Source organism: Myxococcus xanthus (assembly GCF_013116825.1).
GTDB lineage: Bacteria > Myxococcota > Myxococcia > Myxococcales > Myxococcaceae > Myxococcus > Myxococcus xanthus_B.
The window spans coordinates 26,264-49,859 of sequence record NZ_JABFNS010000050.1; the positions used below are offsets into that span (position 1 = coordinate 26,264).

The 23,596-nt window shown below is 70.5% G+C and carries 24 protein-coding genes; 12 read left to right on the plus strand and 12 right to left on the minus strand.

Features of this window, described 5'->3' with window-relative positions; all coding sequences use genetic code 11:
- Nucleotides 1-124: 124 nt before the first annotated feature.
- A complete protein-coding gene (locus HNV26_RS16695; RefSeq protein WP_253816673.1) occupies nt 125-595 on the minus strand; it encodes a hypothetical protein in 471 nt (156 codons plus the stop codon).
- Between the two features lie 354 nt (nt 596-949).
- Between HNV26_RS16695 and HNV26_RS16700 the strand changes: the two genes are divergently transcribed.
- Nucleotides 950-2,581: a sensor histidine kinase gene (locus HNV26_RS16700; protein WP_171442329.1), complete on the plus strand. Its 1,632-nt coding sequence runs from the start codon at nt 950-952 to the stop codon at nt 2,579-2,581.
- Nucleotides 2,582-2,627: 46 nt separating this feature from the next.
- Here the strand turns inward: HNV26_RS16700 and HNV26_RS16705 are convergent, their stop codons facing one another.
- Nucleotides 2,628-3,080, minus strand: a complete 453-nt coding sequence (locus tag HNV26_RS16705; RefSeq protein WP_171442330.1) for a helix-turn-helix domain-containing protein — start codon at nt 3,078-3,080, stop codon at nt 2,628-2,630.
- A gap of 220 nt (nt 3,081-3,300) precedes the next feature.
- On the opposite strand from HNV26_RS16705, the gene HNV26_RS16710 reads away from it, so the two are divergent.
- Together HNV26_RS16710 and HNV26_RS16715 are read left to right on the plus strand one after the other, a co-directional pair.
- Entirely contained in the window at nt 3,301-4,470 is a 1,170-nt protein-coding gene (locus HNV26_RS16710) for a serine/threonine-protein kinase (RefSeq protein WP_171442354.1), read from the plus strand.
- An 89-nt stretch (nt 4,471-4,559) separates the two neighbouring features.
- Entirely contained in the window at nt 4,560-5,936 is a 1,377-nt protein-coding gene (locus tag HNV26_RS16715) for a protein kinase domain-containing protein (protein ID WP_171442331.1), read from the plus strand.
- A 22-nt stretch (nt 5,937-5,958) separates the two neighbouring features.
- On the opposite strand, the gene HNV26_RS16720 is transcribed toward HNV26_RS16715, so the two are convergent.
- Nucleotides 5,959-6,930, minus strand: coding sequence for a TFIIB-type zinc ribbon-containing protein (locus HNV26_RS16720; RefSeq protein ID WP_171442332.1), 972 nt, complete (start codon nt 6,928-6,930; stop codon nt 5,959-5,961).
- Nucleotides 6,927-7,946, minus strand: coding sequence for a TFIIB-type zinc ribbon-containing protein (locus tag HNV26_RS16725; RefSeq protein WP_171442355.1), 1,020 nt, complete (start codon nt 7,944-7,946; stop codon nt 6,927-6,929). Before HNV26_RS16725 ends, HNV26_RS16720 begins: the two co-directional genes overlap by 4 nt.
- Nucleotides 7,947-8,010: 64 nt before the next feature.
- Between HNV26_RS16725 and HNV26_RS16730 the strand changes: the two genes are divergently transcribed.
- The 6 genes from HNV26_RS16730 to HNV26_RS16755 all read left to right on the plus strand — a co-directional run bounded on the left by HNV26_RS16730 (nt 8,011) and on the right by HNV26_RS16755 (nt 14,007).
- Nucleotides 8,011-8,319: a hypothetical protein gene (locus HNV26_RS16730; protein WP_171442333.1), complete on the plus strand. Its 309-nt coding sequence runs from the start codon at nt 8,011-8,013 to the stop codon at nt 8,317-8,319.
- A gap of 78 nt (nt 8,320-8,397) precedes the next feature.
- Nucleotides 8,398-9,081 (plus strand): hypothetical protein, encoded by a 684-nt coding sequence (locus tag HNV26_RS16735; protein WP_171442334.1) that lies wholly within the window; start codon nt 8,398-8,400, stop codon nt 9,079-9,081.
- A 132-nt stretch (nt 9,082-9,213) separates the two neighbouring features.
- Nucleotides 9,214-10,434 carry an ornithine--oxo-acid transaminase gene (rocD, locus tag HNV26_RS16740; protein ID WP_171442335.1) on the plus strand — a complete coding sequence of 407 codons (1,221 nt, stop codon included), beginning with the start codon at nt 9,214-9,216 and terminating at the stop codon, nt 10,432-10,434.
- A 138-nt stretch (nt 10,435-10,572) separates the two neighbouring features.
- Nucleotides 10,573-11,517, plus strand: a complete 945-nt coding sequence (locus tag HNV26_RS16745) for an ArsA-related P-loop ATPase (protein WP_171442336.1) — start codon at nt 10,573-10,575, stop codon at nt 11,515-11,517.
- Between the two features lie 52 nt (nt 11,518-11,569).
- On the plus strand, nt 11,570-12,694 hold the full coding sequence (locus HNV26_RS16750) for an ArsA family ATPase (RefSeq protein ID WP_171442337.1): 1,125 nt from the start codon (nt 11,570-11,572) through the stop codon (nt 12,692-12,694).
- 110 nt (nt 12,695-12,804) lie between these two features.
- Nucleotides 12,805-14,007 (plus strand): CBS domain-containing protein, encoded by a 1,203-nt coding sequence (locus tag HNV26_RS16755; protein WP_171442338.1) that lies wholly within the window; start codon nt 12,805-12,807, stop codon nt 14,005-14,007.
- A gap of 67 nt (nt 14,008-14,074) precedes the next feature.
- Here HNV26_RS16755 and HNV26_RS16760 read toward each other — a convergent pair whose 3' ends face one another.
- From HNV26_RS16760 to HNV26_RS16775, 4 genes are all read right to left on the minus strand, one after another.
- On the minus strand, nt 14,075-14,893 hold the full coding sequence (locus tag HNV26_RS16760) for a QcrA and Rieske domain-containing protein (protein ID WP_171442339.1): 819 nt from the start codon (nt 14,891-14,893) through the stop codon (nt 14,075-14,077).
- Nucleotides 14,890-15,468: a YceI family protein gene (locus HNV26_RS16765; protein ID WP_090491236.1), complete on the minus strand. Its 579-nt coding sequence runs from the start codon at nt 15,466-15,468 to the stop codon at nt 14,890-14,892. The genes HNV26_RS16760 and HNV26_RS16765 overlap by 4 nt, the downstream gene beginning before the upstream one ends.
- A gap of 37 nt (nt 15,469-15,505) precedes the next feature.
- Nucleotides 15,506-16,375, minus strand: coding sequence for a hypothetical protein (locus HNV26_RS16770; protein WP_171442340.1), 870 nt, complete (start codon nt 16,373-16,375; stop codon nt 15,506-15,508).
- 396 nt (nt 16,376-16,771) lie between these two features.
- Complete coding sequence (locus HNV26_RS16775) at nt 16,772-17,197, minus strand: nuclear transport factor 2 family protein (RefSeq protein ID WP_171442341.1); 426 nt, start codon at nt 17,195-17,197, stop codon at nt 16,772-16,774.
- A gap of 153 nt (nt 17,198-17,350) precedes the next feature.
- On the opposite strand from HNV26_RS16775, the gene HNV26_RS16780 reads away from it, so the two are divergent.
- Nucleotides 17,351-18,127, plus strand: coding sequence for a hypothetical protein (locus HNV26_RS16780; RefSeq protein ID WP_171442342.1), 777 nt, complete (start codon nt 17,351-17,353; stop codon nt 18,125-18,127).
- 30 nt (nt 18,128-18,157) lie between these two features.
- Here HNV26_RS16780 and HNV26_RS16785 read toward each other — a convergent pair whose 3' ends face one another.
- Nucleotides 18,158-19,618: a hypothetical protein gene (locus HNV26_RS16785; RefSeq protein WP_253816675.1), complete on the minus strand. Its 1,461-nt coding sequence runs from the start codon at nt 19,616-19,618 to the stop codon at nt 18,158-18,160.
- Nucleotides 19,619-19,814: 196 nt separating this feature from the next.
- Nucleotides 19,815-20,936: a LysM peptidoglycan-binding domain-containing protein gene (locus HNV26_RS39315; protein WP_171442343.1), complete on the minus strand. Its 1,122-nt coding sequence runs from the start codon at nt 20,934-20,936 to the stop codon at nt 19,815-19,817.
- A 240-nt stretch (nt 20,937-21,176) separates the two neighbouring features.
- On the opposite strand from HNV26_RS39315, the gene HNV26_RS16795 reads away from it, so the two are divergent.
- On the plus strand, nt 21,177-21,839 hold the full coding sequence (locus tag HNV26_RS16795) for an SCO family protein (RefSeq protein ID WP_253816676.1): 663 nt from the start codon (nt 21,177-21,179) through the stop codon (nt 21,837-21,839).
- Nucleotides 21,840-21,950: 111 nt separating this feature from the next.
- Here the strand turns inward: HNV26_RS16795 and HNV26_RS16800 are convergent, their stop codons facing one another.
- Nucleotides 21,951-22,379, minus strand: coding sequence for a hypothetical protein (locus HNV26_RS16800; RefSeq protein WP_171442344.1), 429 nt, complete (start codon nt 22,377-22,379; stop codon nt 21,951-21,953).
- Nucleotides 22,380-22,529: 150 nt separating this feature from the next.
- Complete coding sequence (locus tag HNV26_RS16805) at nt 22,530-22,997, minus strand: hypothetical protein (protein ID WP_171442345.1); 468 nt, start codon at nt 22,995-22,997, stop codon at nt 22,530-22,532.
- Nucleotides 22,998-23,186: 189 nt separating this feature from the next.
- Here HNV26_RS16805 and HNV26_RS16810 point away from each other — a divergent pair, with 189 nt between their 5' ends.
- Nucleotides 23,187-23,594, plus strand: coding sequence for a TrbL/VirB6 family protein (locus HNV26_RS16810; RefSeq protein ID WP_253816677.1), 408 nt, complete (start codon nt 23,187-23,189; stop codon nt 23,592-23,594).
- Nucleotides 23,595-23,596: the final 2 nt, after the last annotated feature.

Here is a 23,596-nt window from a genome sequence, read left to right on the forward strand (position 1 = left end):
TGACAAGTGACTCCCCCTCGACCCACCTCGCGTGGACGACACGCTTGCGTCTGTCATTACCCGGTGAGCAGGAATGCAACCAGCCCCCACCCCCCGGGCTCCATGGGAGCCGGGGTCGAAGCGCCTAGGAACCGGCGTCGCCTGGCTCCGCCACGCAGTGCCCCTGCCTGCAGCGAGGCACGAAGGATGGATAGGCACACTGGCCGGTGCTGGCGCAGATGGGAGCCTCGGTGCAATAGCGCAGCACCTCCTCGGCGGCCCGCGTCGCGAACTCCGCGCGGCTGGCGGTGTTCACCATGGCCGGGGGGCACTCCCCATAGCCCGTGCACCGGCCGTTGACGGTGACGGCCACGCAGTCGCTGTCCTGCTGGCAACTGTCGCGCTCCGTGCGCAGGCGCTCCAACGCGCAGTACACCGTCTTCAGGCGCGGGCAGTTGTAGTCCTCGTTGGCGCACCCGGGATACGTGTACGTCTCCTGGGGATGCTGGGGCAGTGCGTCTTCCGTGGAGTCAGTCCCCTCCGCACGGCAACCCAGCCACAACCCCACGAACAACAGCAACGCCAGCTTGCGCATCCGCATCTCCATCTGTGTCATCGACCCCGGCCCCACATCCTCACCAGAAGGTGCCGCGTCTCCAATCGAAGGTTGCCGGGTGCGTTGGATTGCCACGCCCCGCCTGAACGGCTGTTCAAGAAACGCACCCGTAGCGGCTCCGCTGAACCGTCAAGACGATGAACGGAAGCGCCCAGCGCGCGTTGGGGGGGCCGGCGCGGAAGGCGAGCGGGCGGACGGGCGTCCGTAGCGGCCCCCCAGGAAGGCGTTCGACCGTGAGCCGCCAGGAGGACGCCTGTTCCTTGACTCCTGGCGGCTCCAGAATCCTTGTGACGCGGCGGACGCATCCGCGCTGTTGACTCAATCCACCCGAGCCGGGGTACGGAGGAGACACATTTGGGTGGGGCTGAGACAGCCGGAGACGCGCGCTACCAGGAGCTGTTCAACGGAGCGGATGTCTCCCTCTGGGAAGAGGACTTCACCGCCGTTTCGGCCGCGCTCGACAGCCTGCGCGCCTCCGGCGTCCAGGACCTGCGTGCCTGGCTCGCGGCCCATCCCGGGTTCGTGATGGAGGCCGCGGAGTGGGTGAAGGTCGTGGATGTGAACGAGGCCACGGTACGCCTGCTCGAAGCGCGCACCCGGGATGAGGTGCTTCGCACCTTGTCCCTGTCCCGGTCCCACGTCTTCGTTCCGGAGACGTCGAAGGCCTTCACCGCCGAGCTCCTCCTGCTCTGGGAAGGCGGCACGCGGCTGGAGCGGGAGACTGAGCTCCAGACCCTGGGGGGCCGCCGCATCGAGGTGATGCGCACCCTGACCCGGCCATCGAGGGAGCGGAGCGACCGGGTCTTCGTCACCCTGCGGGAGGTCACCGCGCAGAAGGCGTCCCAACTGGCGCGCCAGGAGAGCGAGGCCCGCTTCCGGAACATGGCGGACCACGCGCCGGTGATGTTGTGGGTGACGGACGTCACCGGCCGCTGCATCTATCTCAGCCGGACCTGGTACGAGTTCACCGGACAGACGGAGGCAGAAGGCCTGGGCTTCGGCTGGCTCAAGGCCGTGCATCCCGACGACTCCGAGCGCTCAGGGGCGGTGTTCCTCGGCGCCAACGCGCGGCGCAGCCCCTTCCGGCTCGACTACCGGCTGCGGCGAAAGGATGGCGAGTACCGGTGGGCCATCGACTCGGCCAGCCCCCGCTTCGGGCTGGACGGCGAGTTCCTGGGCTACATCGGCTCCGTCATCGACATCTCCGAGCGGAAGCAGGCCGAACAGGAGCGCGAGCGGCTGCTGGCCGCCATGAACGAGGCCATCCGGCTGCGCGACGAGTTCCTCGCCGTGGCCAGCCACGAGCTCAAGACCCCGCTGACGCCGCTCAGCTTGAAGCTGCAGACGCTGGCGCGGGCCACCCAGGAGCGGCGCGGACCGGAGCTGCTGGAGCGGCTGCCCGCGGACCTGGAGGTCATGCAGCGGCAGGTGAAGCGGCTGTCGACGCTGGTGGGTGAGCTTCTGGACGTGACGCTCATCAGCAGCGGTCATCTGCGCCTGGAGCTGGAGCCGGTGGACCTGGGAGCGCTGGTCCAAGAGGTGGCCGCGCGCTTCCAGGGTGAGTCACAGCGCACCGGGACGCCCATCCAGGCGGAGCTGGACGAGGTGGTGGTGGGCCGGTGGGACCGGGTGCGGCTGGAGCAGGCGGTGTCGAACCTCCTCTCCAACGCCCTCAAGTACGGCGTGGGTCACCCCGTCCACCTTCAGGTCGGCAGGACGGCGGAGCACGCCTGGTTCAGCGTCCGTGACGAGGGCATTGGCATCCCCCCCGAGGCGATGGGCCGCATCTTCGAGAAGTTCGAGCGCGCCGTCTCCGAGCGACACTACGGCGGACTGGGACTGGGGCTGTACGTCACGCGGCAGAACGTCCAGGCCATGGGTGGCACCATCGACGTGCGAAGCACGCTGGGCCAGGGCGCCACCTTCACCGCGCGCCTGCCCTGCCAACTGTCCAGCGTGAACGCGGCGCGGGAAAAGGCGTCATGAAGCGCTCCCAAGCCGTGGAGGAAGTGCTGCGCGGCGGCGCTGAGCGCTAGCCCGTCGCCCGGCGCTTGCGCGCCGCACGCGCGGCGGGCTTCGCTGGGGTGGCGGGCGCCGGAGCCGCCGACTGGGGCAGCACGGTGACGACGGCGTTCACCACCCGGGACACCGCGCGGAGCTGACCGGGTTCGAGCTCCCGCAGCTTGCGCGTCATGCGGCGCAGCTCCACCGGGTCTTCCTTCACCGCCTTGCGGGGCGTGACGGGCGCGCCGTCGGGACGGCCCACGCCCAGCAGCGTGTCCGCGGAGACCTGGAGCACGTCGCACAGCCGGCGCAGCGTCTGGGTCCGGGGCAGCATCTTCCCTCGCTCCAGGCGGCTGTAGACCTCCATGGCCATGCCCATGCGTTCGGCGACGTCGCCCTGGGTGAGGCCCAGACGCAGGCGGGCGTCACGCGCGGCGCCTCCCAGCACGGCTGCCAGCTTGTGGTCGACGGGCTCACGCATGACGGCCGAGGGTTGCACGCCCGCCGGGTCCTGCAAGTTTCCATCCGCCACCCTGTGGAATCCCCTCCCCCGAAGCCTACCTCCCAAGTCAGGACACTACCTCAAAGGGCAAACGTCATGCTATGGACCTCCAAGGTTGAATCATGACGCCGCTCACAATGACAGCCGCTGGAACCACGTCTGAGTTGGACCTCCAAGGTCCCATGGGAGCCCATCCGTGATGCCGGGAGAGGACCTGCACCCGCTGATGCTCCAGGAATCGGAGGAGGTGGGGGCCTTCCGCATCGTCCGGCGGCTGGCCACCGGGGGCTTTGGCGCCATCTTCCTGGCCGAATCGGAGACGCGCCGGCAGGTGGCGCTGAAGTTCGCGCTCCAGGGGCCCTCGGAGGAGGACTCGCCCGCGGCGGACGCGCGGACCTGGAAGGAGGTCCACGTCCTCATGCGCCTGGAGCACCCCAACGTCGTGGAGCTGCTGGGCTACCGGCGGTGGCCGGATGCCCGCGATGGCTACCTGGTCCTCATCATGGGGTACGTGGAAGGCCCCACCCTGTCCGAGTGGGCCCTGGCCGCGCAGCCCACGCCCCGGCGCGCGGTGCAGGTGTTCCAGCAGTTGGCGCTCACGCTGGATGCCATCCACCGCGCGGGCGTGCTCCACCGCGACATCAAGGGCAACAACATCATCATCCGCGCGTCGGACGGGCAGCCGGTGCTGGTGGACTTCGGCTCGGGGGACCATGCGTGCTCGCCCGTGCTGACCGAGGACACCCTGCCGCCGGGCACCCCCAGCTATCGCAGCCCGGAGGCCCTGCGCTTCTGGGCGCAGCCTCGGCCGGCGGGCTCGCGTTACGCGTTCGCGCCCACGGATGATCTCTACTCGCTGGGGCTGGTGCTCTACGAGGTGCTCACCGGGAGCTTTCCCTATCCGGCGCAGCTGCCGCCCGCCGGGCTGCTGGCCAGCATCGAGTCCGGTGGCTTTCCCCTTCCCTCTGTCCGCAACCCGCGCGTCCCGAAGGCGTTGGACGCCATCGTGGCGCGCTTGTTGTCGCCCTCCGCGGCGGGGCGGCCTCCTTCGGGAGCGGCCCTGTTCGATGCGCTGGACGCGGCGCTGGCGGGCGCGGACCCGGCCTGGGATGAGCACCTGTTTCCGCCCCTCGCTCCCGAGGAGGCCGTCACCGAGGAGGCGTTGGAGTTCTTCGACGGGGACGAGGAAGCGCGCGACCTGCGCCGCTGGATGCGTGTCCCGGAGCGAGCGCGCCCGCCTGCGTCCTTCGCGCCGCCCACCGAGCCCGCCTCTCCCTGGGCTTCGACGGAGGTCCGCGCGAGCGCCGGGTGGCGGCGGTGGCGGGACGCGCTGAAGCGGCTCTGGGCCACGCTGCGCGCGTGGCGCTGAGCCGGCCCGCCATTCATTGGGAGGGGCCTGCGCGCCTGGCCCCCGGGAAATCCATTCATTTTCATTCAACCTCAGAGGTTCATGAGCCCATGATGACGCCTGACACGACGACGGAGGAGCTTCCTGGTGGTCCACGCAGGCCCCGCGTGCTGTTCACCGTGGCCGGCACGGTGTTCGAGTTCGTCCGCAAGCTGGAGATGCGCTCCACGGGGGAGCTGCTGATGCTGGCGCAGCGCCGCTACCGCAACGGCCTGAGCGGCCCGGTGGTCGTGAAGCGGCTGCGCAACCCCGCCACGTTCGTGGAGCGGCGACGGCTGGTGGAGGAGGTGGACCTCACGTTCCGGCTCAACCATCCCGGCATCGCCAAGGTGATGCTGCTGAAGCTCTACCGCGGCGCGCCGCACGTGGTGATGGAGTACGTGGAAGGACGTTCGCTGGACACGGTGCTGAACCTGGCGGCCATGCGGCGGCGGCCCCTGTCCGCGGAGTTCGCGGCGCACGTGACGGCGGAGGTGGCGGAGGCGCTGAGCCACGCGCACGGCCTCACGGATGAGTGGAGCCGGCCGCTGCACATCGTCCACCGGGACGTGAGCCCTCGGAACATCCGCGTGGGCGTCCATGGCGAGGTGAAGCTGACCAACTTCACGGTGGCGGCCTCGTCGCTCTCCGGGCGCGAGGTGACGAGCCAGGAGCTGGTGAAAGGTGACATCGCCTACGCCTCGCCCGAGGCGCTGCGGCGACGGAAGGTGGATGCCCGGTCGGACCTGTTCTCACTGGGACTGGTGCTGCTGGAGCTGCTGACGGGCCGGCACCCGTTGATGGTGGATGACCTGGCGCCCGTGCTGGAGTCGGAGCCGCGGGAGCTTCACGCGCAAGGGCCGACGTGGATGCCCGTGAAGGAGGTGGCGGCGCGGATGGCCCAGGTGGGCCCGGAGCAGGTGGAGCGCCTGGCGGCGGGGGTCGCCGAGCCCCTGCGGCGCATCCTGCTGCGGGCGCTGCGGCAGGAGCCCTCGGAGCGGTTCCAGACGGGCGCGGAGATGGCGGAGGCGCTGCGCGCGTGGCTGGACGCACACGGAGGCCACCGGGGTCGTCAGGCCATCGCGCAGGAGGTGGAGCAGGCCGCCGTGGAGGCGACGGTCCGGCGCAACCAGGCGGAGCTGCTCGAGGGCGGGCTGCATCCGGAAGGGCTGACCGTGGAGGAAGCGGCCCTGGCCGGAGAGCCCTCGTCGGAGATGCCCCTGGGCGAGGCCGCGGGGTCCGCGGTCCGATTGTCGCAGGTGGCCGAGCTGACGCTGGAGGCGCGCATCACCCAGACAGTGGAACCCGCGGCGGAGGCGCGGCACGCCGCCACCGAGGCACCGGCAGAGGCACGTCCCGAGGCCACCTCCTCCCAGCCGCCTTCCGCACCGGAGCCCGCTGACACGGCCCCGGAGGCCACGACGCCCCAGGAGCCCGACACACCGTGACGCGCGTGGCGTCACGGCGGGCTCACAGCGCGCCCACGCCGTACAACACGGCCGCCAGCACCAGCAGCGTCGCCAGGATGACCGCCGCCACGCGCAACGGGGAGATGGGCGCCTCGCCCAACACCACCTGCGCATCCTGCCCGTGCACCAGCACCCGGTACGGCTTGTCGCGGTAGCGGTAGGCCAGCACGTACACGGGCAGGGCCAGCCGCTGGGTGCGCAGGCTGAACAGCGCCACGGCGACGTGGATGTTCCGGAAGCGGCTGCCCGGAATGACGCCCTGCTGGAGTCGCTCGATGGCCAGGCGCTCCACCGCCTCCAGCACGCTCCGCCGGGCGCCCGAGCGCGTGGCCTCGAAGCGCTCGACGTGCGCGCCCTCCGGCCCCTGGGGCGTGTCCTGACCGGAGCCTCGCTGGTAGTGGGGCGCCAACGCCTCGCACTCCCGCACCTTCAAGCCGCGCGAGGCCGGCACCGGGATGCCCTCGAAATCGAAGCGCGTCCGGCCCGCGTGCGGCGCCCAGTCCGACCGCCGCGAGCCCGCGTTCGAGTCCGCCGTCCAGCTCACGTCCACGCCCGCGTCGAACATCCACGCCGGCCACCACACCGGACGCAGCGACTCCAGCGAGGCCTCCTGTGCCAGCCCGGACGGCCGGAAGAAGCCGCCCCGCCCCAGGAAGCCCATCAGCGCGCCGCGCGCGGCCTCGGTGTCCACGGTGAAGGGGAGCCAGCGCTGCGCCTGCTCCACCGGGTCCGCCGTCGTCTCCACATGGGTGACGGAGCCGCAGTAGTCGCACCGGGGCGCCTTCGCCTCCACGGAGTACTCCACCGCCGCGCCGCAGCTGTCACACCGCACCACGCGGGCCCGCGCGCGCTCCACCGCGGCGCGCGGCGGAGGCGGCGCCGTCAGCCCGCAGATGGGGCAACGCAGGTCCTCCGCCTCCAGCGCGGAGTCGCAGCGCTGGCAGGGCGCCACCCGCACCGCGTCGGCGCTCATCGCCCACCTCCCGTGAGCAGCCAGCCCAAGGCCAGCACCGCCAGCAGCGCCACCAAGGCGGACAGCACCTTCCACGAAGAGATGGGGGCCTCGCCATGGACGGCCCCCGTCTGCCCGTTGACGAGCACCCGCAGCGGCGGCGCGTCCTCCGCGTACCTCACCGCCAACACCCAGACGGGCAGCAGGCACACGTCGAGCGCCTCCCAGTCCAGCCGGGACTGATGCTCCAGGTCCCGGTGCGAGTCCCCCGGCATGAAGCGCGACAACAACCCGCCCACGCGCTCCACCGCTTCCTTCCGGGCCAGCGCCTGACACTGCGCCAGCGTGAGCGAGGGCTCCTCCGCCATCCAGCCGGAGATGAGCGCCGGGGTGTAGCGAGCCAGGCCGCGCAGGTCGAAGGGCTCCAGCGCCTCCAGCTCCGCGTTGTCCAGCCCCTTGGACGCGGTGACGAGCACGTCCGCCACGTAGCTGACCCGCTCGCCCTCCAGCGAACGCCACTCCGTGCGCGTCACGGTGCGCGTGCGCGTCACCCGCTTCCCGTTCTCCGTCGTCGTGTACGTCTCCGTCTCCTGGTAGTTCTCCCCGATGGAGGCGCGATAGCGCGCCTGCGCCAGCACGCTGTAGAGGTACGCGGGCACGTACACGCCTCGCACCTCGCCCGGCGCGGCGGAGCGGATGCCGGAGCGTGTGAAGCGGCTGCGCGAACGCAACCACCGCGCCACGTGCTCCTTCGCCGCCATGTGCGTGAGCGCGAAGCCCAGCGCGAAGACGGGCTCGGGCACACCAGGCACCGGAGGACGCTCCACCACGGCGGGCGCGGCGCAGTAGGGACAGCGCGTGGTCCGCAGCGCGGGCTCCAACACCAGACGCGCGCCGCAGGACTGACACCCCAGGTGGAGCAACGGTCCGGCCACGGCGGACGGTGTCTGTTGAGACTGCTCGGCCATCCCACCAGTCTTGGCGCACATGACCCGGGACGTCCATTCCGTCCGCCGGCCTGCCCTCCTGGCGTGCATGGCCGTTGGCCCGTTGCCGCGAGCCCGTGCCGTCACGAACGTAGCGTGACGGAGGGAATCCATCATGGCTCAGCGCGACAAGCAGCAACAGCCGGGCATCCAGCCACCCGAGGATTACTACGGCCGTACAGAGGAACCGCGGCAACACGCTCCCGAAACAGAAGAGCGCGAAGAGAAGCGCGACCCGGCGGACGCCGCCGAGTCACCGGAAGGCACGTATCGCATGCGCACCATCGACCCGACGGAGCGCACGCCCGGCGCCATCCTGGATGAGATTGGGGATGGGGATGGTCCGCGCAGCGACGCCGGCACCAACCCGTTGCCCGACACCTACTGGAGCGCCTACCCCTACGGCGAACCCCAGAGGGAGTGAGCCCTCGCGCCGCCCAATGCATGTCAGCCCCCCTCTGTACTGTGTGCTCATTCGCCAGCACCCAGGGGGAGCGATTCCATGGCGGAAACCCGTGAACTGCCGCGTGTGTCCGTGAACAAGTTGGGCGAGTACCTCGTCGCCACGCCCGCGCGTCGCAAGCGCATCATCCACGACCAGAAGCACCCGCCGGAGCAGCAGTACCTGCGCTACCCGGAGGCGTCGCATGCGATTACGGACTTCCTCTGCCGGGGCATGGACCTGTCCATCCTCCGTGAGCACCAGCGCCGCTTCGCGTGCAGCGTGCCCCAGACGGAGTTCGAGGCGCAGCGGCTGCAGCTGTGCTCGGAGGCGCTCGAGCGCTTCGCGGACCTGGTGCCCTGGTTGGATTTGGAGGAGACGCTCATCAGCGCGGTGGGCGCGGAGCCTCCCGTGCTGGAGGTGGCGGGCGTCACCATCAGCGTGCGGCCGGAGGTCGTGCTCCAGCGCATGGACAGACATGGCAACGCGCGCGTGGGCCTGATGAAGCTGTACTTCTCCAAGCACCAGCCGCTGGATGAGCGCTCAGGGCAGTACATCGGCACGCTGCTCCAGCGCTTCACCGAGCAGCACCTGTGCCCGCTGGGCCCGTGTGACCACCGCCTCATCCAGGTGGTGGACGTCTTCGCGGGGACGGTCTTCACCGCGCCGCGGGCGCACATCCGGCGGCTGAGCGACGTGGTGCTCGCCTGCGAGGAAATCGCGGAGCGCTGGTCCGTCCACTGACGCGGCGAGCCATGGGCTCGGGTGCAATGCTCAACGAAGCCACCGCCTGGGGCAACGCGAGGGTGGACACGTCGGAGGACTTCATCGAAATCGAGGGTCCTGCTTCGTGCCACCCGAACCCCAGGGAGTTCCATGAGCACCGAGAACGCCGCCCCCACCCTCTCCACGCGCGACTTCATCGACCTGGAGGAGCGGTATGGCGCGCACAACTACCACCCGCTGGACCTCGTCATCGAGCGGGGCGAGGGCTGCTGGGTTCATGACGTGGAGGGCCGCAAGTACCTGGACTGCCTGAGCGCGTACTCGGCGGTGAACCAGGGACACTGTCACCCGCGCATCCTGGAGACGCTGCGCGAGCAGGCCGCGAAGGTGACGCTGACGTCACGGGCCTTCCGCAACGACCAGCTTCCGCACCTCTACAAGGCGCTGCGCGAGCTGTCTGGATTGAGCCGCGCGCTGCCGATGAACTCCGGCGCGGAGGCGTGCGAGACGGCCATCAAGCTGGCGCGCAAGTGGGGCTACACCGTCAAGGGCATCCCCGAGGACCAGGCGGAGGTCATCGTCTTCGCGAACAACTTCCACGGGCGCACCATCAGCCTCATCAGCTTCTCCACCGTGCGGAGCTACCGGCAGGGCTTCGGCCCCTTCACGCCCGGCTTCACCGTGGTGCCCTACGACGACGTGGAGGCGGTGCGGCGCGCCATCACCCCCAACACCTGCGCCCTCCTGATGGAGCCCATCCAGGCGGAGGCCGGCGTGTTGATTCCGCGCGACGGCTACCTGAAGCAGGTGGCCGAGCTCTGCAAGCAGCACCGCGTGCTGTTCATGGTGGATGAAATCCAGACGGGCCTGGGGCGCACCGGGAAGACGTTCGCCTTCCAGCACGAGGACGTGCGGCCGGACGTCATCGTGGTGGGCAAGGCGCTGTCGGGCGGCTTCTACCCGGTGTCCGCCGTCATGGCGGATGACGAGGTCATGGGCGTGCTCCGTCCCGGCGAGCACGGCAGCACCTACGGCGGCAATCCGCTGGGCTGCGCCGTGGCGCGCACCGCCCTGGACGTGCTGCGCGACGAGCGCCTGGTGGAGCGCTCCGCCGAGCTGGGCACGTCGTTCCTGGCCATGCTGAAGACGCTGAAGAACCGCCACATCGTGGAGGTGCGCGGACGGGGGCTGATGATTGGCGTGGCGCTGGACATCTCCGCGCGGCCCGCCTGCGAGGCGTTGATGAAGGAAGGCGTGCTCTGCAAGGAGACGCACGACTCCGTCATCCGCCTCACGCCGCCGCTCATCGTCACCCAGGCCGAGCTGGACTGGGCCTTCGAGCGCATCAAGAAGGTCATCGAGGCGCTGTAGTCCCAGCGCCTCCCGGGCGCGCGAGCGACCGCGTGCCTGGGACGGCCGCACCGGGGCCTCGGTTGCCCAGGCGTGTCGCCTTCCACACCGTGTTGGAAACAGCGCGCGGCCTGGGGCGCTGCGACAGGACGGTGGCCGGTGCTCGAAAGCCTCTGGGACAGGCGTGCGCTGCTCGTATCGGGCAAGGGCGGCGTGGGGAAGACGACGCTGGCGGCGGCGCTGGCCGTGGCCGCCGCGCGCGCGGGCCGCACCGTGCTGCTGGCGGAGCTGGCGCCAGAGGAGGACGGGCCTTCGCCCCTGGCGGCGCGCGTGGGGGCGCGCCAGGCGGGGCCGCAGGTGACGCGGGTGCGTCCCGGGCTCCACTTCGTGCGGCTGTCCGCATCGGAAGGGCACCGGCACTTCCTGGAGCGCGCCCTGCCCGCGCGCTGGCTGGCCGACGCCGCGCTGCGCACCCGCGCCCTGCGCCGCTTCCTGGAAGCAGGGCCCGCGCTCCGGGAGATGGGGCTGATGTACCAGCTGCTGGCCCTGCTCCGGCGCACGCGGCCGGATGGACGCTTCGTCCACCCGCTGACCGTCGTCGACCTGCCCGCCACGGGGCACGCGCTGGCGCTGGCCGCCCTTCCCCAGCGCGTGCTGTCCCTGATGCCCGGGGGGCCCATCGGACGCGACGTGCGGATGGGGCTCGACTTCCTCCAGGATGCGACGCGCACCGCGGTGGTCCTCACCAGCCTGCCGGAGCCGCTGCCCGTCAGCGAGGCGCTCACCGTGGCCGCCGAGCTGCGCCGGCTGGAGCTGCCGCTGTCCGTGGCCGTCCTCAACCGGATGCCGGAGGACCCCTTCACGCCCGAGTCCCGCGCCGCCCTGCACCGGATGTTCGCCGCGCACGGGCCGCACCAGGGGTGGCGTGAGCTGGAGCGGCTGGAGCGGGCCCGGGCCGCCTCCGTCCGGCTGTCACGCACGCTGCGCGCGCCGCTGCTGCCCCTGCCGGAACTCCACGCCACGGGCCCCGCGCTGGTCGAGGCACTGGCGGAGGGCTTCGCACCCCACCCGGAGCACGCGCCCTGGCAGGAGGCCCTGCCGTGAGCCCTGGACCGCATGGCGGTGCGCCCCGGCGCGTGTCAAAGGGGCGCACGCCGTGAGCGCGGGCGACCTGCGCCGGCTGCTGCGTGACAAGCGCATCGTCGTCCTGTGTGGCGCGGGCGGCGTGGGCAAGACGACGACGGCGGCGGCCCTGGGCGTGGCCGCCGCGCGCGCGGGACGGCGGGTGCTGGTGCTCACCATCGACCCGGCGCGCAGGCTCGCGGAGACCATGGGGCTCCAAGAGAGCGGCCCCGAGCCCACGTCGATTCCCCCCGAGCGCCTCTTCGCCGACGGCCCCCGGGGCACGGGCCTCCTCGACGTGTGGATGCTGGACCCGCGCGCCATCTTCGAGCGCATGGTGCACCGGCTGGCCCCCACGCCCGAGGCGGCGCGAGCGATTGTCGACCACCGCCTCTACCGCTTCCTGTCGGAGCTGGTGGCGGGCGTGCAGGAGTACGCCGCCGCCGAGGCCCTGGACGACTTCCTCACGGACGGCCGTTACGAGCTCATCCTGCTGGACACGCCGCCCAGCCGGCACGCGCTGGACTTCCTGGACGCGCCTGGCCGGCTGACGCGCTTCCTGGACGAACGCATCGTGTCGCTGTTCGGCCCGGAGAAGCGGGCGCGCGGCGGGCGGCTGTGGCACGGCGCGCAGGCGGTGGTGGACCACGTCCTGACGGGCATCTTCGGCGCGGGCTTCACCCAGGAGATGCGCGGCTTCATCGGCGCCTTCGGCGGCCTCTTCTCCGGCATGCGGCTGCACACGGAGCGGCTGCACCAGCGGTTGGCGTCGCCGGACGCGGCCTTCCTGCTGGTGACCTCCCCCGAACCCGCCTCGCTGCGCGAGGCCACCTGGCTCCGCGAGACGCTGGCCGCGCGGGGCCTGCCCTTCGCGGGCTATGTGCTGAACCGGAGCTGGGCCCATGACGACGCGCTCGCGGCGCCGGAGGCACTGCTGGAGCACACGGGAGGCGACCGCCACGCGGAGGACGCGGTGGCGGCGCTGGCCCGCCTGGCCTCGGTGGAGCAGGCGCGGGCCCAGGCCCACCGTGGCGTGCTCGACCGCCTCACCCGGCACCTTCCCTCGGGGACGCTCGCGGTGGCCGCGCCGGACGCGGGCGCGGAGCTGGAGGAATTCAGCGGACTGGTGCGCCTGGGTGACGCGCTGACCGCGGGGTGAGGAACGCCAGGGCGGGACGGGCACCCGCTCGCCTGGACGCCCGCACCTTGGAGGCACGCGGCCTCACCACCAGCGTTGCAGTTTGAACCCGACGTCGCCCGAGGAGAGTCATGGCCCACAGAAGCATGGACAACGGCAGGGACGAAACCCACCGCGAGGCGGACGTGGCGCCTCCAGGCTCGCGTGAGCGCGCCGAGTCCGACCTCACCGGCTGGAACCCCGCCCGCGACGAGGAGTCCTCCACCCGGCAGGGCCGCTACTACCGCGCGGCGACGATGCGCATGGCCCTGCCGCGCACCCAGGTGGACGACGGGCCTCGCGAGGACGTGTACGGCACGCCCCCGGAGGACAGCGGCCCCTACGGCCGGGATGACCGGGACAGCCGCTATGCCACCGGCTGGGGCCCCCGGCACGACACCGGGGAACAGGACGTCGAGCTCTCCCGCCAACGCGCCGACTACCGCCCCTGGGACCGCTCCGGCTACGGCGGCGGTGGCGGCGAGCCCTCCCGCACCCAGCCTCCCCAGGGGGAGCCCTACCGCGACGTGCGCTTCCACGGCCGTGAACGCGGCGCGCATGGCGAAGAGCGCCATGGCGACGCGCGCCCCCGCTACCGGATGGACCGGAGCACCTCCCCCGGCGCGGGCCGAGACGAGGCGAGCACCCACCGCGGAGAAGGCGCGGCGTCCGCATGGGCCCGTGACGAAGCGAGCACCCAACGCCGGGCAGGAACAGGCGCGCCTTCGCTCACCGGCGCACGGCGTGACGGCGCGAGCACCCAGGTCTACACCGCCGTCGCGGGCCACTCCGAGGCGAGCACCTCCCGCCGGGACGGCCGCGCCCGCACCGGCCGCTGGCATCACGAGGCCCTGCTGGCCCGCGAGGTGATGACGCGCAACGTGCGCACGGCGCGCCCGGAGAGTCCGCTGCGGGACATCGCGCGAATCATGAAGGACGAGTCCTGCGGCGTCGTCCCCATCGTGGACGAGCGGGGCCGGCTGGTGGGCATCGTCACCGACCGGGACCTGGTGGTCCGCGCCTTCACCGGGGGCCGCTCGCCGGAACAACTCCGCGCGTCCGACGTGATGACGGATGACGTGGAGGCCGTCACGCCGGACGACACGCTCCATGACGTCATCGGGCTGATGGGGCGCCGTCAGCTGCGCCGCATCCCCGTAGTGGAGCGCGACGACAGCATCGTGGGCATCATCTCCCTGGGAGACATCGCCCTGCGCGCCGACCACGACGAGGAGCTGCAACAAGCCCTGGAGCGCATCTCCTCCAAGCGCTCCTTCTGGAGCCAGCTCGGCTGAGCGATGCCGCGTTCCCATCCGGTGCGGGCGGGGCCTGTGTCTGGCCCACCCGCGCCCGGCGCATGGCTCACGCCACGCCGGTCAGCACCACGGAGTCGCCCGTCTCAGACACCGTGAACTTCTTGAGGGGGCGGCTGGCCGGGCCCTGCGTCACCGCGCCTTCGCGCGTGAAGATGGACGCGTGGCAGGCGCAGAACAGGTCCGCCTCCTGCTCCCGGTAGTTCACCTCGCAGAAGGCGTGGGTGCACACGGAGTCCACCGCCGACAGCGAGCCGTCCTGCAAGCGGAACACGAAGATGCGCTTGCCGTACCCGGACGGCACCCCCGTCACCGAGCCGCCCACGTCACGCAGTTGGGGAAACTGGCTGAGCGGGAACACCACCTGCCCGTTCACCGCGGCCGGGAAGTCGCTCTGGCCCGCGCGCAGGTTGATGCGCAGCACGCCCGTGTTCGGGTTGTACTCCGCCGCGAACGTCTGCAGCGGCACGGTGGCCGGCCGCTGGAGCACCGCGCCATCCGTGGCGCTGAAGCGCGACAGGTGGCAGGGGCAGATGACGTCCTTGCCGTCGAAGCCCAGCGGGCACCCCACGTGGGTGCACAGCGACGACAGCACGGAGAAGTCGTTCGGCGCGCCGTCGTCCTTGGAGTGAACCACCAACAGCGGCACCTCCTCCCCCGGGACGCGCACCGTCAACGCGCCGCCCACGGGCTCCAAATCCGGATAGCGCGACACCAGGATGTCCACGGTCCCCTGCTCGCTGGCCGTGACGTCCGTCACCGGAGCGGGGTTGATGTCCGGCGCGCAGCCCGGCAGCGTCGCCGCCGCCGCGCTCGCCGCGCCTGTTCCCAGAATGCCCTTGAGGAATCCTCGTCGCGTCGAACTCACGTACCCTCCACCTCGAAGACCAGCTTGGGCTCCAGTACCAGGACGTCGTCCACCTTCACCATCAACAGCGACGGGCGGTTGACGTTGTAGGCATCCAGGCTGATGTCGAAGCTGCCCTCGGCCACCGCCTCCTTCTCCGACTTGAACAGCACCGTCATCGGAATCTCCACGGTCTTCTTCACGCCGTGGAACGTCAGCTGGCCCTTCACCTTCACCGGCACCTTCGCCGGGAAGCTGGTCGGCGGCTTCACGCCGGTGGCCACGCCCTTGAAGTCGATGATGGGAAACCTGGCCGCGTCCGTCGTCTCCAGCATGTGCGCGTCGCGGTTGGCGTTGCCCGAATCGAAGTCCTTCACGTTGGCGCGCACCGCCACCTGGAGCGTTCCGTCCGGCAGCAGGCGGGCCTTGCCGTCGCTGGGCGGCGCCTTGCCCACCACCTCATGCAGCTTGTGCTTGAGCTTGTAGGTGAGCGAACTGGCGTCCTTCTTGACGCTATACGTGCGGGCCTGCGACTGCGCGACTGCGGGCAGCGCGAGCACCAGGGTGGCGATCAGGGCGATTCGTCGAGCAATCACGTCAACCTCCAGGGAACCACTACGAAAGGCAGGCGCTTCAGAAGAACAGTGTGAAGACGCCGGCCGACACCGCGCCCAACGTCACGTAACCGGAGATCTGATGCGCGGTGGCAATGTCCGTCTCGGACAGCCGGCCAAAACGGTCCGTGGCCATGATGCCGAGGACAATCTGCGCCACCATGCCGACGGTGGCGAGCGCCATGAACATCTTGTGGACGGTGATGGTGTCCCACTGGAGCTTCTCCTTTTCGAAGGGCTCCGGCGCCAGCACCCCCAGCATGCCCACGGTGGCGAACAGCGCCGACGTGCCAATGGCGAGCCCCCGGTGCAGGCCCAGCAGGTTGCGGTCATCACCGCCGCCGCGGAACGAGTCGTTGAACTGGAGCTGGCCCACCACCGTGGTGCCGACGAGCCCGGCGGCCATCGCGAAGCCCAGGCCCTGGTGCAGCTTGAGCATGGTGCGGCGCCGGCCAATGCGCCTCTCCAGGTCCGGATCCACCTGCGCGGCGGTCGCGGCTTCGGCGGGCTCCAGCAGGTCGAAGTCCAGCGAGTCGCCCCCTTCCGCCGGAACCTCCCCGGACTTCTTCTGGACAGTGGGCGCGTCGTCGTCCGTCGGAGACAGGGGCTTGGCGGGCTCCACCTGCATCGTGGGCTGGGCCTGAAGCTCCGGGGCGTTCCCCCCCCGCGAATCCACGGCCGGCGCGGCCTTCTTGCCCTTCTTCGCGGGCTTGCGCTTCGACGTGGCCTTGACCGGCTTCGCGGCCTTCGCCTTCGTGGCCTTCGTCCTCGTGGTGGACTTCACCGCCCGGGTCTTTTTCGCTGACTCGGTCTGGCGCTGCTGGGCCCAGGCGGTGTGGGGGGCGGCAATCAACGACAGGACGACGAAGAAGGCAGCAAAGCGGGTCATCAGGCTTTTCCGTGTAGACGCAAAGCAAACTGCCGGGTCAGGAACGGTCATCCGAGCTCGTGTCCTCCGCCACACCATCACCAACCCACCTTCTCCGAGGACGGAGCAAACGCTATCGCGTCCGGGCTTTCCGGAAAACGCACCGCGTCGCACGGTACCGCCCACAAAATCGGCGGACCGGCATCATTTTCCGCGCTCCCCTGTCCGGACAGCGTCGGCAGTTCTGGGACGCGGCGGCTGACGGTAGCGTCCGCACTTGGGAATCGGGAGGTGTCTGAAGGTCACGGCTCAGTGTCGAGCACCGGCCAGGGGTGAAGGGCGCGTCCGGGCAGGCGAGCCCGGCGGCTCACTTCACAGGGAACAACCTGACGCCCCGAGGCGGGGCGGCCTCACGCCTCACGCGGGGGTGGTGGCGGGGACTTCCGAGCGCGGCGCGCTGCCGGAGGTCAGCTCCAGACCGAGCGCGTGCGGATCAAAGTACGCGTAGAAGCGGCGGATCCGGTCGCCATCCCACTCGATGATGGACACGCCTTCATAGGCCACCGCCGCGCCGTTGTGGGCGGTGCCCTGCGTCTCCCATTCGAGCGCGACGCGGGAGCCCGCCTCAATCATGTTGCGGAAGGTGGACTCCACGCGTTGGAGGGTCCCCTTGTACTCACGCCAGAACCGCCGGGCGCCCTCCTGGCCGGAGAAGACCTGCGGCGAGGCCACGTTGCTCACCTGTGCGTCGTCACTGAAGAGGGAGACGAGGTTCTCCAAATCCCCCTCCTTCTCCAGCTTCGCCAGTGCATCCACGAACCGCTGCGCTCGCTCCATCGCCATGCGCTGCCTCGCTCCTCGTGAAAGAGTCACCCAGGGGAAGGGTGCGCACGCCTCGATGACGTGTCCCTCCGGAGGGCCCGGCCCCTCGCCCCCCGAACGGCTGCACGGGGGACTCGTCGCAGGGCCCGGTGGTAGACTCACGTCTCCGCGGCCATGACCTCCACGCATACCCGCCCCGCCGAGCCGACGAGCGATTCCCTTGTGGAGTCCCTGGCGCCGCTGCCTGCCTCCCCTTCGCTGACCGCGCTGCGGGACGCCCTGAGCTCGCCCGGCGTCATCCCCTCGGAGGTGGACGCGCTCATCGCGGCGATTGCCCAACATCCCGCTGGAGACCCGGAGGCCCTGCGCGAGCGAACGGACTACCTGCTGTCCCTGATGACGTTGCCGGGGGATGCCAGTGTCCTGACGGGGAGCGCCGGCATCTCGGTGCGCACCGCGGCGGTGGAGGCCCTGCTGGAGCTGGGCTACCCGTATGCGCTGGAGGTCCCCCCGGACGCCCTGGAGCGGGCCCGGCGTGAGCGGAAGCTGCCGACGACGACGGAGGCCCCCCCGTCGCGCCTCCTCCGCTCACCCATCCTGGCGACCACCGCCACGCTCCTCTGCCTGGTGTTGCAGGTCATCCTGATGGCTCTCCCGGACGTCCGCTCGCTCGACGACATCGGTGCGTTGCTGACGCCCTACCTGTTGCCCGTCGTCGCGCCCGCATTCCTGGCCATCATCGGAACCTGGACGAAGACGCGCCCGCTCCAGTACCTCGGAAGCCTGGGACTGGGGATCCAGGGCCTATTCTGGTTCGGCGGCGTCTTCATGCTGACACGGATGGCGACGCACGTGCCGTGGCTGTGGGTGGCCGCGCCCTGGTACCTCCCCTTCATCGCCTCCTACCTGGTGTGGCCTCGCCCCCTGCCGCCCCCCGAGGCGGATTCCTGAGGGTTGGGGTCGTGGCCCAGGTCCGTGTCCTCAGCGCGGCAAGGCCCGGGTCCACGCCTCCCGATTCCACCCCTCCTTCGCATAGGCCGCTCGCGTGGACTCAGGCAGCGCGTCCCAGGCCGTGCGGGATGCCAGCTCGGCCGGCGGCTGGAAGACGTTCCGATGCCCGGGGGCGAAGGATTGCTGGGCCCGCTCCGCCGTCAGGCCCTTCATGGAGAAGCCCACCTCGGCGCTGGCCTGGCTCCCATCCGCCTTGAGCTTCGCCGACACGCCGCCCCCGAGCTCCGCTTTCTTCGCGTTGAGTGTCGCGTGCGCCTGGAACAGCGAGCCGACCCCCACCGCGACGCGCTGCTCGCCGTTGGATGCCAGGCTGAGCTCCACGAGTCCCAGGTTCACCTTGACCTTCCTCTCCGTCTCGCCCGAGCTGTCGTGTGACAGCTCCACGCCGACGGGGCCCGCGCGCGCGGAGACGCCCACGTCCCCCTTCAGTTCCCCGTGTCCCCGGGTGTCGAGCGCCGCCTTCGCGCTCCACTGGGCGCTCTCGTTGCTGACGCCCACCTTGCCGTGAAGCTGCACCGTGCCCCCGGCGCGCTCCCCAGAGAGCTCCCGCTGCCGGGCGGTGACGTGTTGCAGCGTCAGGTTGAGCGTCTTCGGCTGGCCGATGCCCGCCTTCCAGGCCGCCTCGTAGTCCCGCCGCGACGGGTCCTTCCACTCGAGGCCCAGGAGGGACTCGGGGAGGTGCGCGGCGCGTGGCGGTCCCAGCGCGCCCAGCTCCTGGAGGCTCTGGGCCCCATCCACCGCGCGGGCATACCGGCCGAGGTATTCGGCGTGCGCCCGGTAGAAGCCCGCGCCCACGTCGATGGCGTGTGCGTTCACCGCGTCACGCATCGCCCCCGGCAACCGCCGGTCATTGACGAAGACGTCCGGCACCGCCGGGTAGCCCAGGGGGCCCACCGGGCCCGACTCCCCGTTGCGCCGATGGAGCACGCCCTTCGACTCCGCCTGCTCCAGGAACGCGAGCCGCGAGCCCGCGTCCTGCGCCTTCACGTATGCGCCCAGCAGGCCCTCTTGCTGCAAGCGCTCCAGCGCGGCCCGATATGTTCCCGCCGGGAGACTTCCCAGCGCGGTGTGCACCGCCCGCACGTCGTCGGTGCCGACGGTCCAGTTGTCCAGGCTCCGCGTCAGGCGCGCGCGGATGCCTTCGAGCACGTCCGTGGGCGCCGCCTTCGAGCCCTCCGGGCGCGACCAGCCTCCCAGCACGGCCAGCTCCCCCGCGGACCGGGCGGGGCCCGCCCCAGCAGGCGTGGGTCCACGAGACGAGGGCTCCGGCGTCTTGGCGGTGGAGCCGTCAAAGGCACGCACCTCGTTACGCGGAGGGGACGCCTGCGCGCGGGGCTCCGCGGCGCGCGACGGAGACGGAGGCGCCGCTCCGGCCGCGGGGGTGTCAATGGAGGACAACGAGGAACTGCCGGACGAATCGATACGAGGCATGGGACGCGCTCCGGGTGGGAACGGCCAGTCCGATGCAGCCGGCGCACCAGGGCGCCTCCCAGGGCCACGCGCGTTCGGCGGTCGCCCCGGCTGGACGCGGCATCTCCCCAATGGGACTCGCCCGAAACGCGACGGGGACCGGGGCCTCCATGGCCACGGTCCCCGCTTCACCGCACCGCGCGTTGGGAGCGCGGGCTCAGAAGACGTTCTGCGCGCGGCGGTAGTACATCTCGCGGTCCGCCATGCCGTTGTAGCCACCGTTGATGCGGCGGGTGACCTCGCGGAAGTTGCCCGCGTCCGCGTAGGTGTTGAGGTTGCGCGACGACCAGTACCAGCCGGCGATGCGGAACGCGACGTCCGGGTCCTTGGCGCGCTGGGGGTTGCCCTCCAGGTCGATACCCAGCGCCTGGCCCGCGGCGCGGTAGTTGGCGCGGCCCGTCAGCTGGATGGGGCCACGGCCCTTGTAGCGGACACCGTCACCCGGCTGGGTGTTGCCCAGGTCCCTGCGACCCTCGTAGGCGGCGCCGGAGGCAATCTCCTCCATGTAGCGGAGCTGGCCGCTCTCGTGCGCGAGCTGCGCCAGGAAGGCGGCCTTGCGCATGGGCGTGGTGATGTTCGCCTCCGCCATGGCCCGGTTCAGGTGGGGCAGGTACTGCTCCGCCTTCGCCTGGGACAGGTTGGGCATCACCGCCCGGAGCTGCTGCACCGTCACGCCGGCGGAGCCACCGGTCGGCGGCTTCGGGCCACCCACGCCCCCCACCGGCGGCTGGTTCGGCGTCGGCCGGGTGGGCGACGCACCGCCCCCACCCGGAATCGTGAGCCGCTGGCCCGCGTAGATGAGGTTCGGGTTGGAGATGTTGTTGGCCCTGGCCAGCGCGCTCACCGTCGTGCCATGCCGGCCCGCGATGCCGCTGAGCGTGTCACCCGACTTCACGGTGTACGAACCGCCGCCCGAGGAAGGCGCCGGGCTGCTCGGCGCCGCGCCGCCCGTGCCCGGAATCGTGAGCCGCTGACCCGCGTAGATGCGGTCCGGGTTGGAGATGTTGTTGGCCTTGGCCAGCGCGCCCACCGACGTGCCGTACCGGCCCGCGATGCCGCTGAGCGTGTCACCCGACTTCACGGTGTAGCTGGAAGCGGCCCGGCCCCCACCCGAAGCACGAGGCGCGTCGAAGCCGTCCGGGATGCGGAGCTGCTGCCCCGCGTAGATGAGATTCGGGTTGGAGATGCCGTTGCTCTTCGCGAGCGACGACACGGAGGTGTTGAAGCGCTGGGCCAGCGCGCTGAGGGTATCGCCACGGCGAACGGAGTAGGTCGTCACGGGGGGAGACTCCTGAAAACAAAGAGGCGACGTACCTACATTTTCGTAACGACTGAGAGGATGTTTCCCCGCAAGAGCAGTTATTTATGTATAAACTTATTCAAAATCACTGAAATAACGGAATTGTGACATGGGGGTGGGTCGTCACAGACTCGTGACATCATCCCCCCAAGCAGCCAGGATGTCGCACCCCAGCGGCCACACTTGTGTGACTCCGGGGGTTCCGTTACCTCCGGGGCCATGTCCGCTGACTCCGTCCTTCCGGCCCCTCGGGCCCGTCTCACGCAGCGCCCGGGCTTCTGGGCTGGTGTCGCCGTGGCCGCGCTTGGCGTCACCGCCATGACGGGAGCCATGCTGATCCGTGGCCAGAGCAGTGGCCCCCTGCCCCAGCTGGGCGCGCTGCCAGACTTCACCTTCACCCGGCATGACGGCCAGCCCTTCGGGAGCACGCAGCTCCGGGGCAAGCCCTTCGTGGCCAACTTCATCTTCACGCGCTGCCCCACCGTCTGCCCGGCCTTCACGCGGAAGATGGTGGGCGTACAGGAGGCCACCGCGTCCCATGGCGCCGGGCTCCAGCTGGTGTCCTTCTCCGTGGATCCGAAGTACGACACCCCGGAGCGGCTCACCGAGTATGGCGAGCGCCACGGCGCGGACTTCTCCCGCTGGAGCTTCCTCACCGGCGACTACGAGCAGCTGAAGGAGACCATCGTCCAGGGCTTCAAGGTCAGCATGGGCCGAGAGCCCGGCGCGCCGGAGGACGACCTGCTGTCCATCTTCCACGGGACGCACTTCGTGCTCGTGGACGACGCCGGGCAGATTCGCGGCTACTACGACAGCGCGGACAGCGACTCCACCGAGCGCCTCATCCGCGACTCCCGGCGACTGGCCCAGACAGGGCACTGAGCGCCGCCGCGCGGGGGCCGCGTCGCCCGCAAAGCCGAAGGGCCGGCCCCGCAGCTTCGCGGGAGACCGGCCCTGGGGCTTGCTACCAGTTCGCGCCAGAGGCGCGGATCATCACTCCACGAAGCGGGCGTGGTTCTGCGCGATGATGTTCTGGAAGTTCTGCAGACCCAGCGGGTTCTCCGCGAAGGCGCCGACCTTGTCCGCCGCGCCCTTGACCGCCTGCGCGATGTTGGTGATGTCCTGCACCTTGGGGGCGATCTTGGACAGGAAGCCCAGGCTGCCCAGCGTGCCCTCACCCAGGAAGGACGCGGCGCCCTGCTTCACCAGGTTCTCCGCCGTGGGGCCCAGGAACTTGCCGATGAAGGGCAGCTTGCCGACCTTCTCACCGATGAACTTGGCGATGGGGTCCACCAGCGAGCTCAGGGGCTTCTGGAGGAACTCCATGGCCTTGCCGCCGATGTTCGCGATGCCACCGGCAATCTTGCTCACCGTGCTGGCGACCTTGCTGATGACGTTCGTAACGGACTTGAGTGCGCCCATGTTCGTACCCCTTGGATTCTAGATGCCTGGAAGGCGGAGATTTGTGCCGGAAGGAAAACTCGAAAGGATTCTCGGTGCGTGTGGGGAATTGTTTCCTCCCACCTTTTTTGTCGAATTTTCCCCGTTGGGCTCCGCCCGTGGTCTCAGGAATTACGGACGGTTACCGCCGCTGCTGCCCTTCTTGAGCTGATCCATCAGCTCCTGGCGGGCGGCTGGATCTTGCGGACCGGTGGGGGCGGCGCCGCCCACGGGAGGTGAGGTGAGGGACGGCTTGCCGGCGGTGGAGACCTTGTCCTGGGTGAACTTGGAGGCCTCGAAGTCCGGGGGTGAGCCGGGCAGCTCGCCCTTCATGCCCTTGATGAGGATGTTGGCGGCCTCCTCGGAGGAGAGGGGGTTGAAGCCGTTGCGGCGCAGCTCCTCGTCGGAGATGACGGCGACCTCGGCCTCCTTGTCCTTGTCCTGGGCGTACTTGAGGACCAGCTCCACGTAGTCCTCGAGCTTCATGCTCACGGCTTCGGCGATCTTCTTCGTCTCCGGATCCTTGAGCAGCTCCGCGCGAACGACCTCGATGGGTCGCTTCAGGCCGCGCTTCGGCTTTCCGGTGTTTTCCTGGGACATACTCTTGCTCCGAGAAGGAAATGGGACAGTGCGCGGGACTCTAGCCCAGTTTCCCCACTTCACACATTCCCGCCCACCTTGGAATGGCCGGAGCCAGCGTGCGGGAGAGGGAGGGGGACGGCTTCACGCCCGTGTGCCCGTGACTACCTTTGGCGCCAGCGAAGGACAGTCACAGAGACGAGGCGCGCCATGGCGATTTCCAAGCGGGGGCTGGTGGACAGGGTGAAGGAGGTGGCCGTCCAGGCCGGCACGCGCGGCGCGCGGGTCCTCCTGGGCACCGCGGTGGTGACGGCGCGGGGAGTGGCCAACCTCCAATCCAAGATTCGGGGCGCCCCGGCCCGCGGCCGCGTGAAGACGGCGGCGGAGGAGACGCGCCGCACGGCCAAGGCGGCCCGCGGCGTCATCGAGAGTGGCAAGCCCATGAAGACCCCGGCGCGCCGCAAGTCACCGTCCATCAAGACGGCCTCCGCGGCGGGAGCGAACCATCAGGTGGGCCGCAAGTCCGTGCCCGGCCAGGCCGCCGCCGCCAGGCGCGGCACCGCGAAGACGCCGCGCCCCGCCACCAAGGCGAAGCGCGGGCAGAAGCACCGGCACTGAGG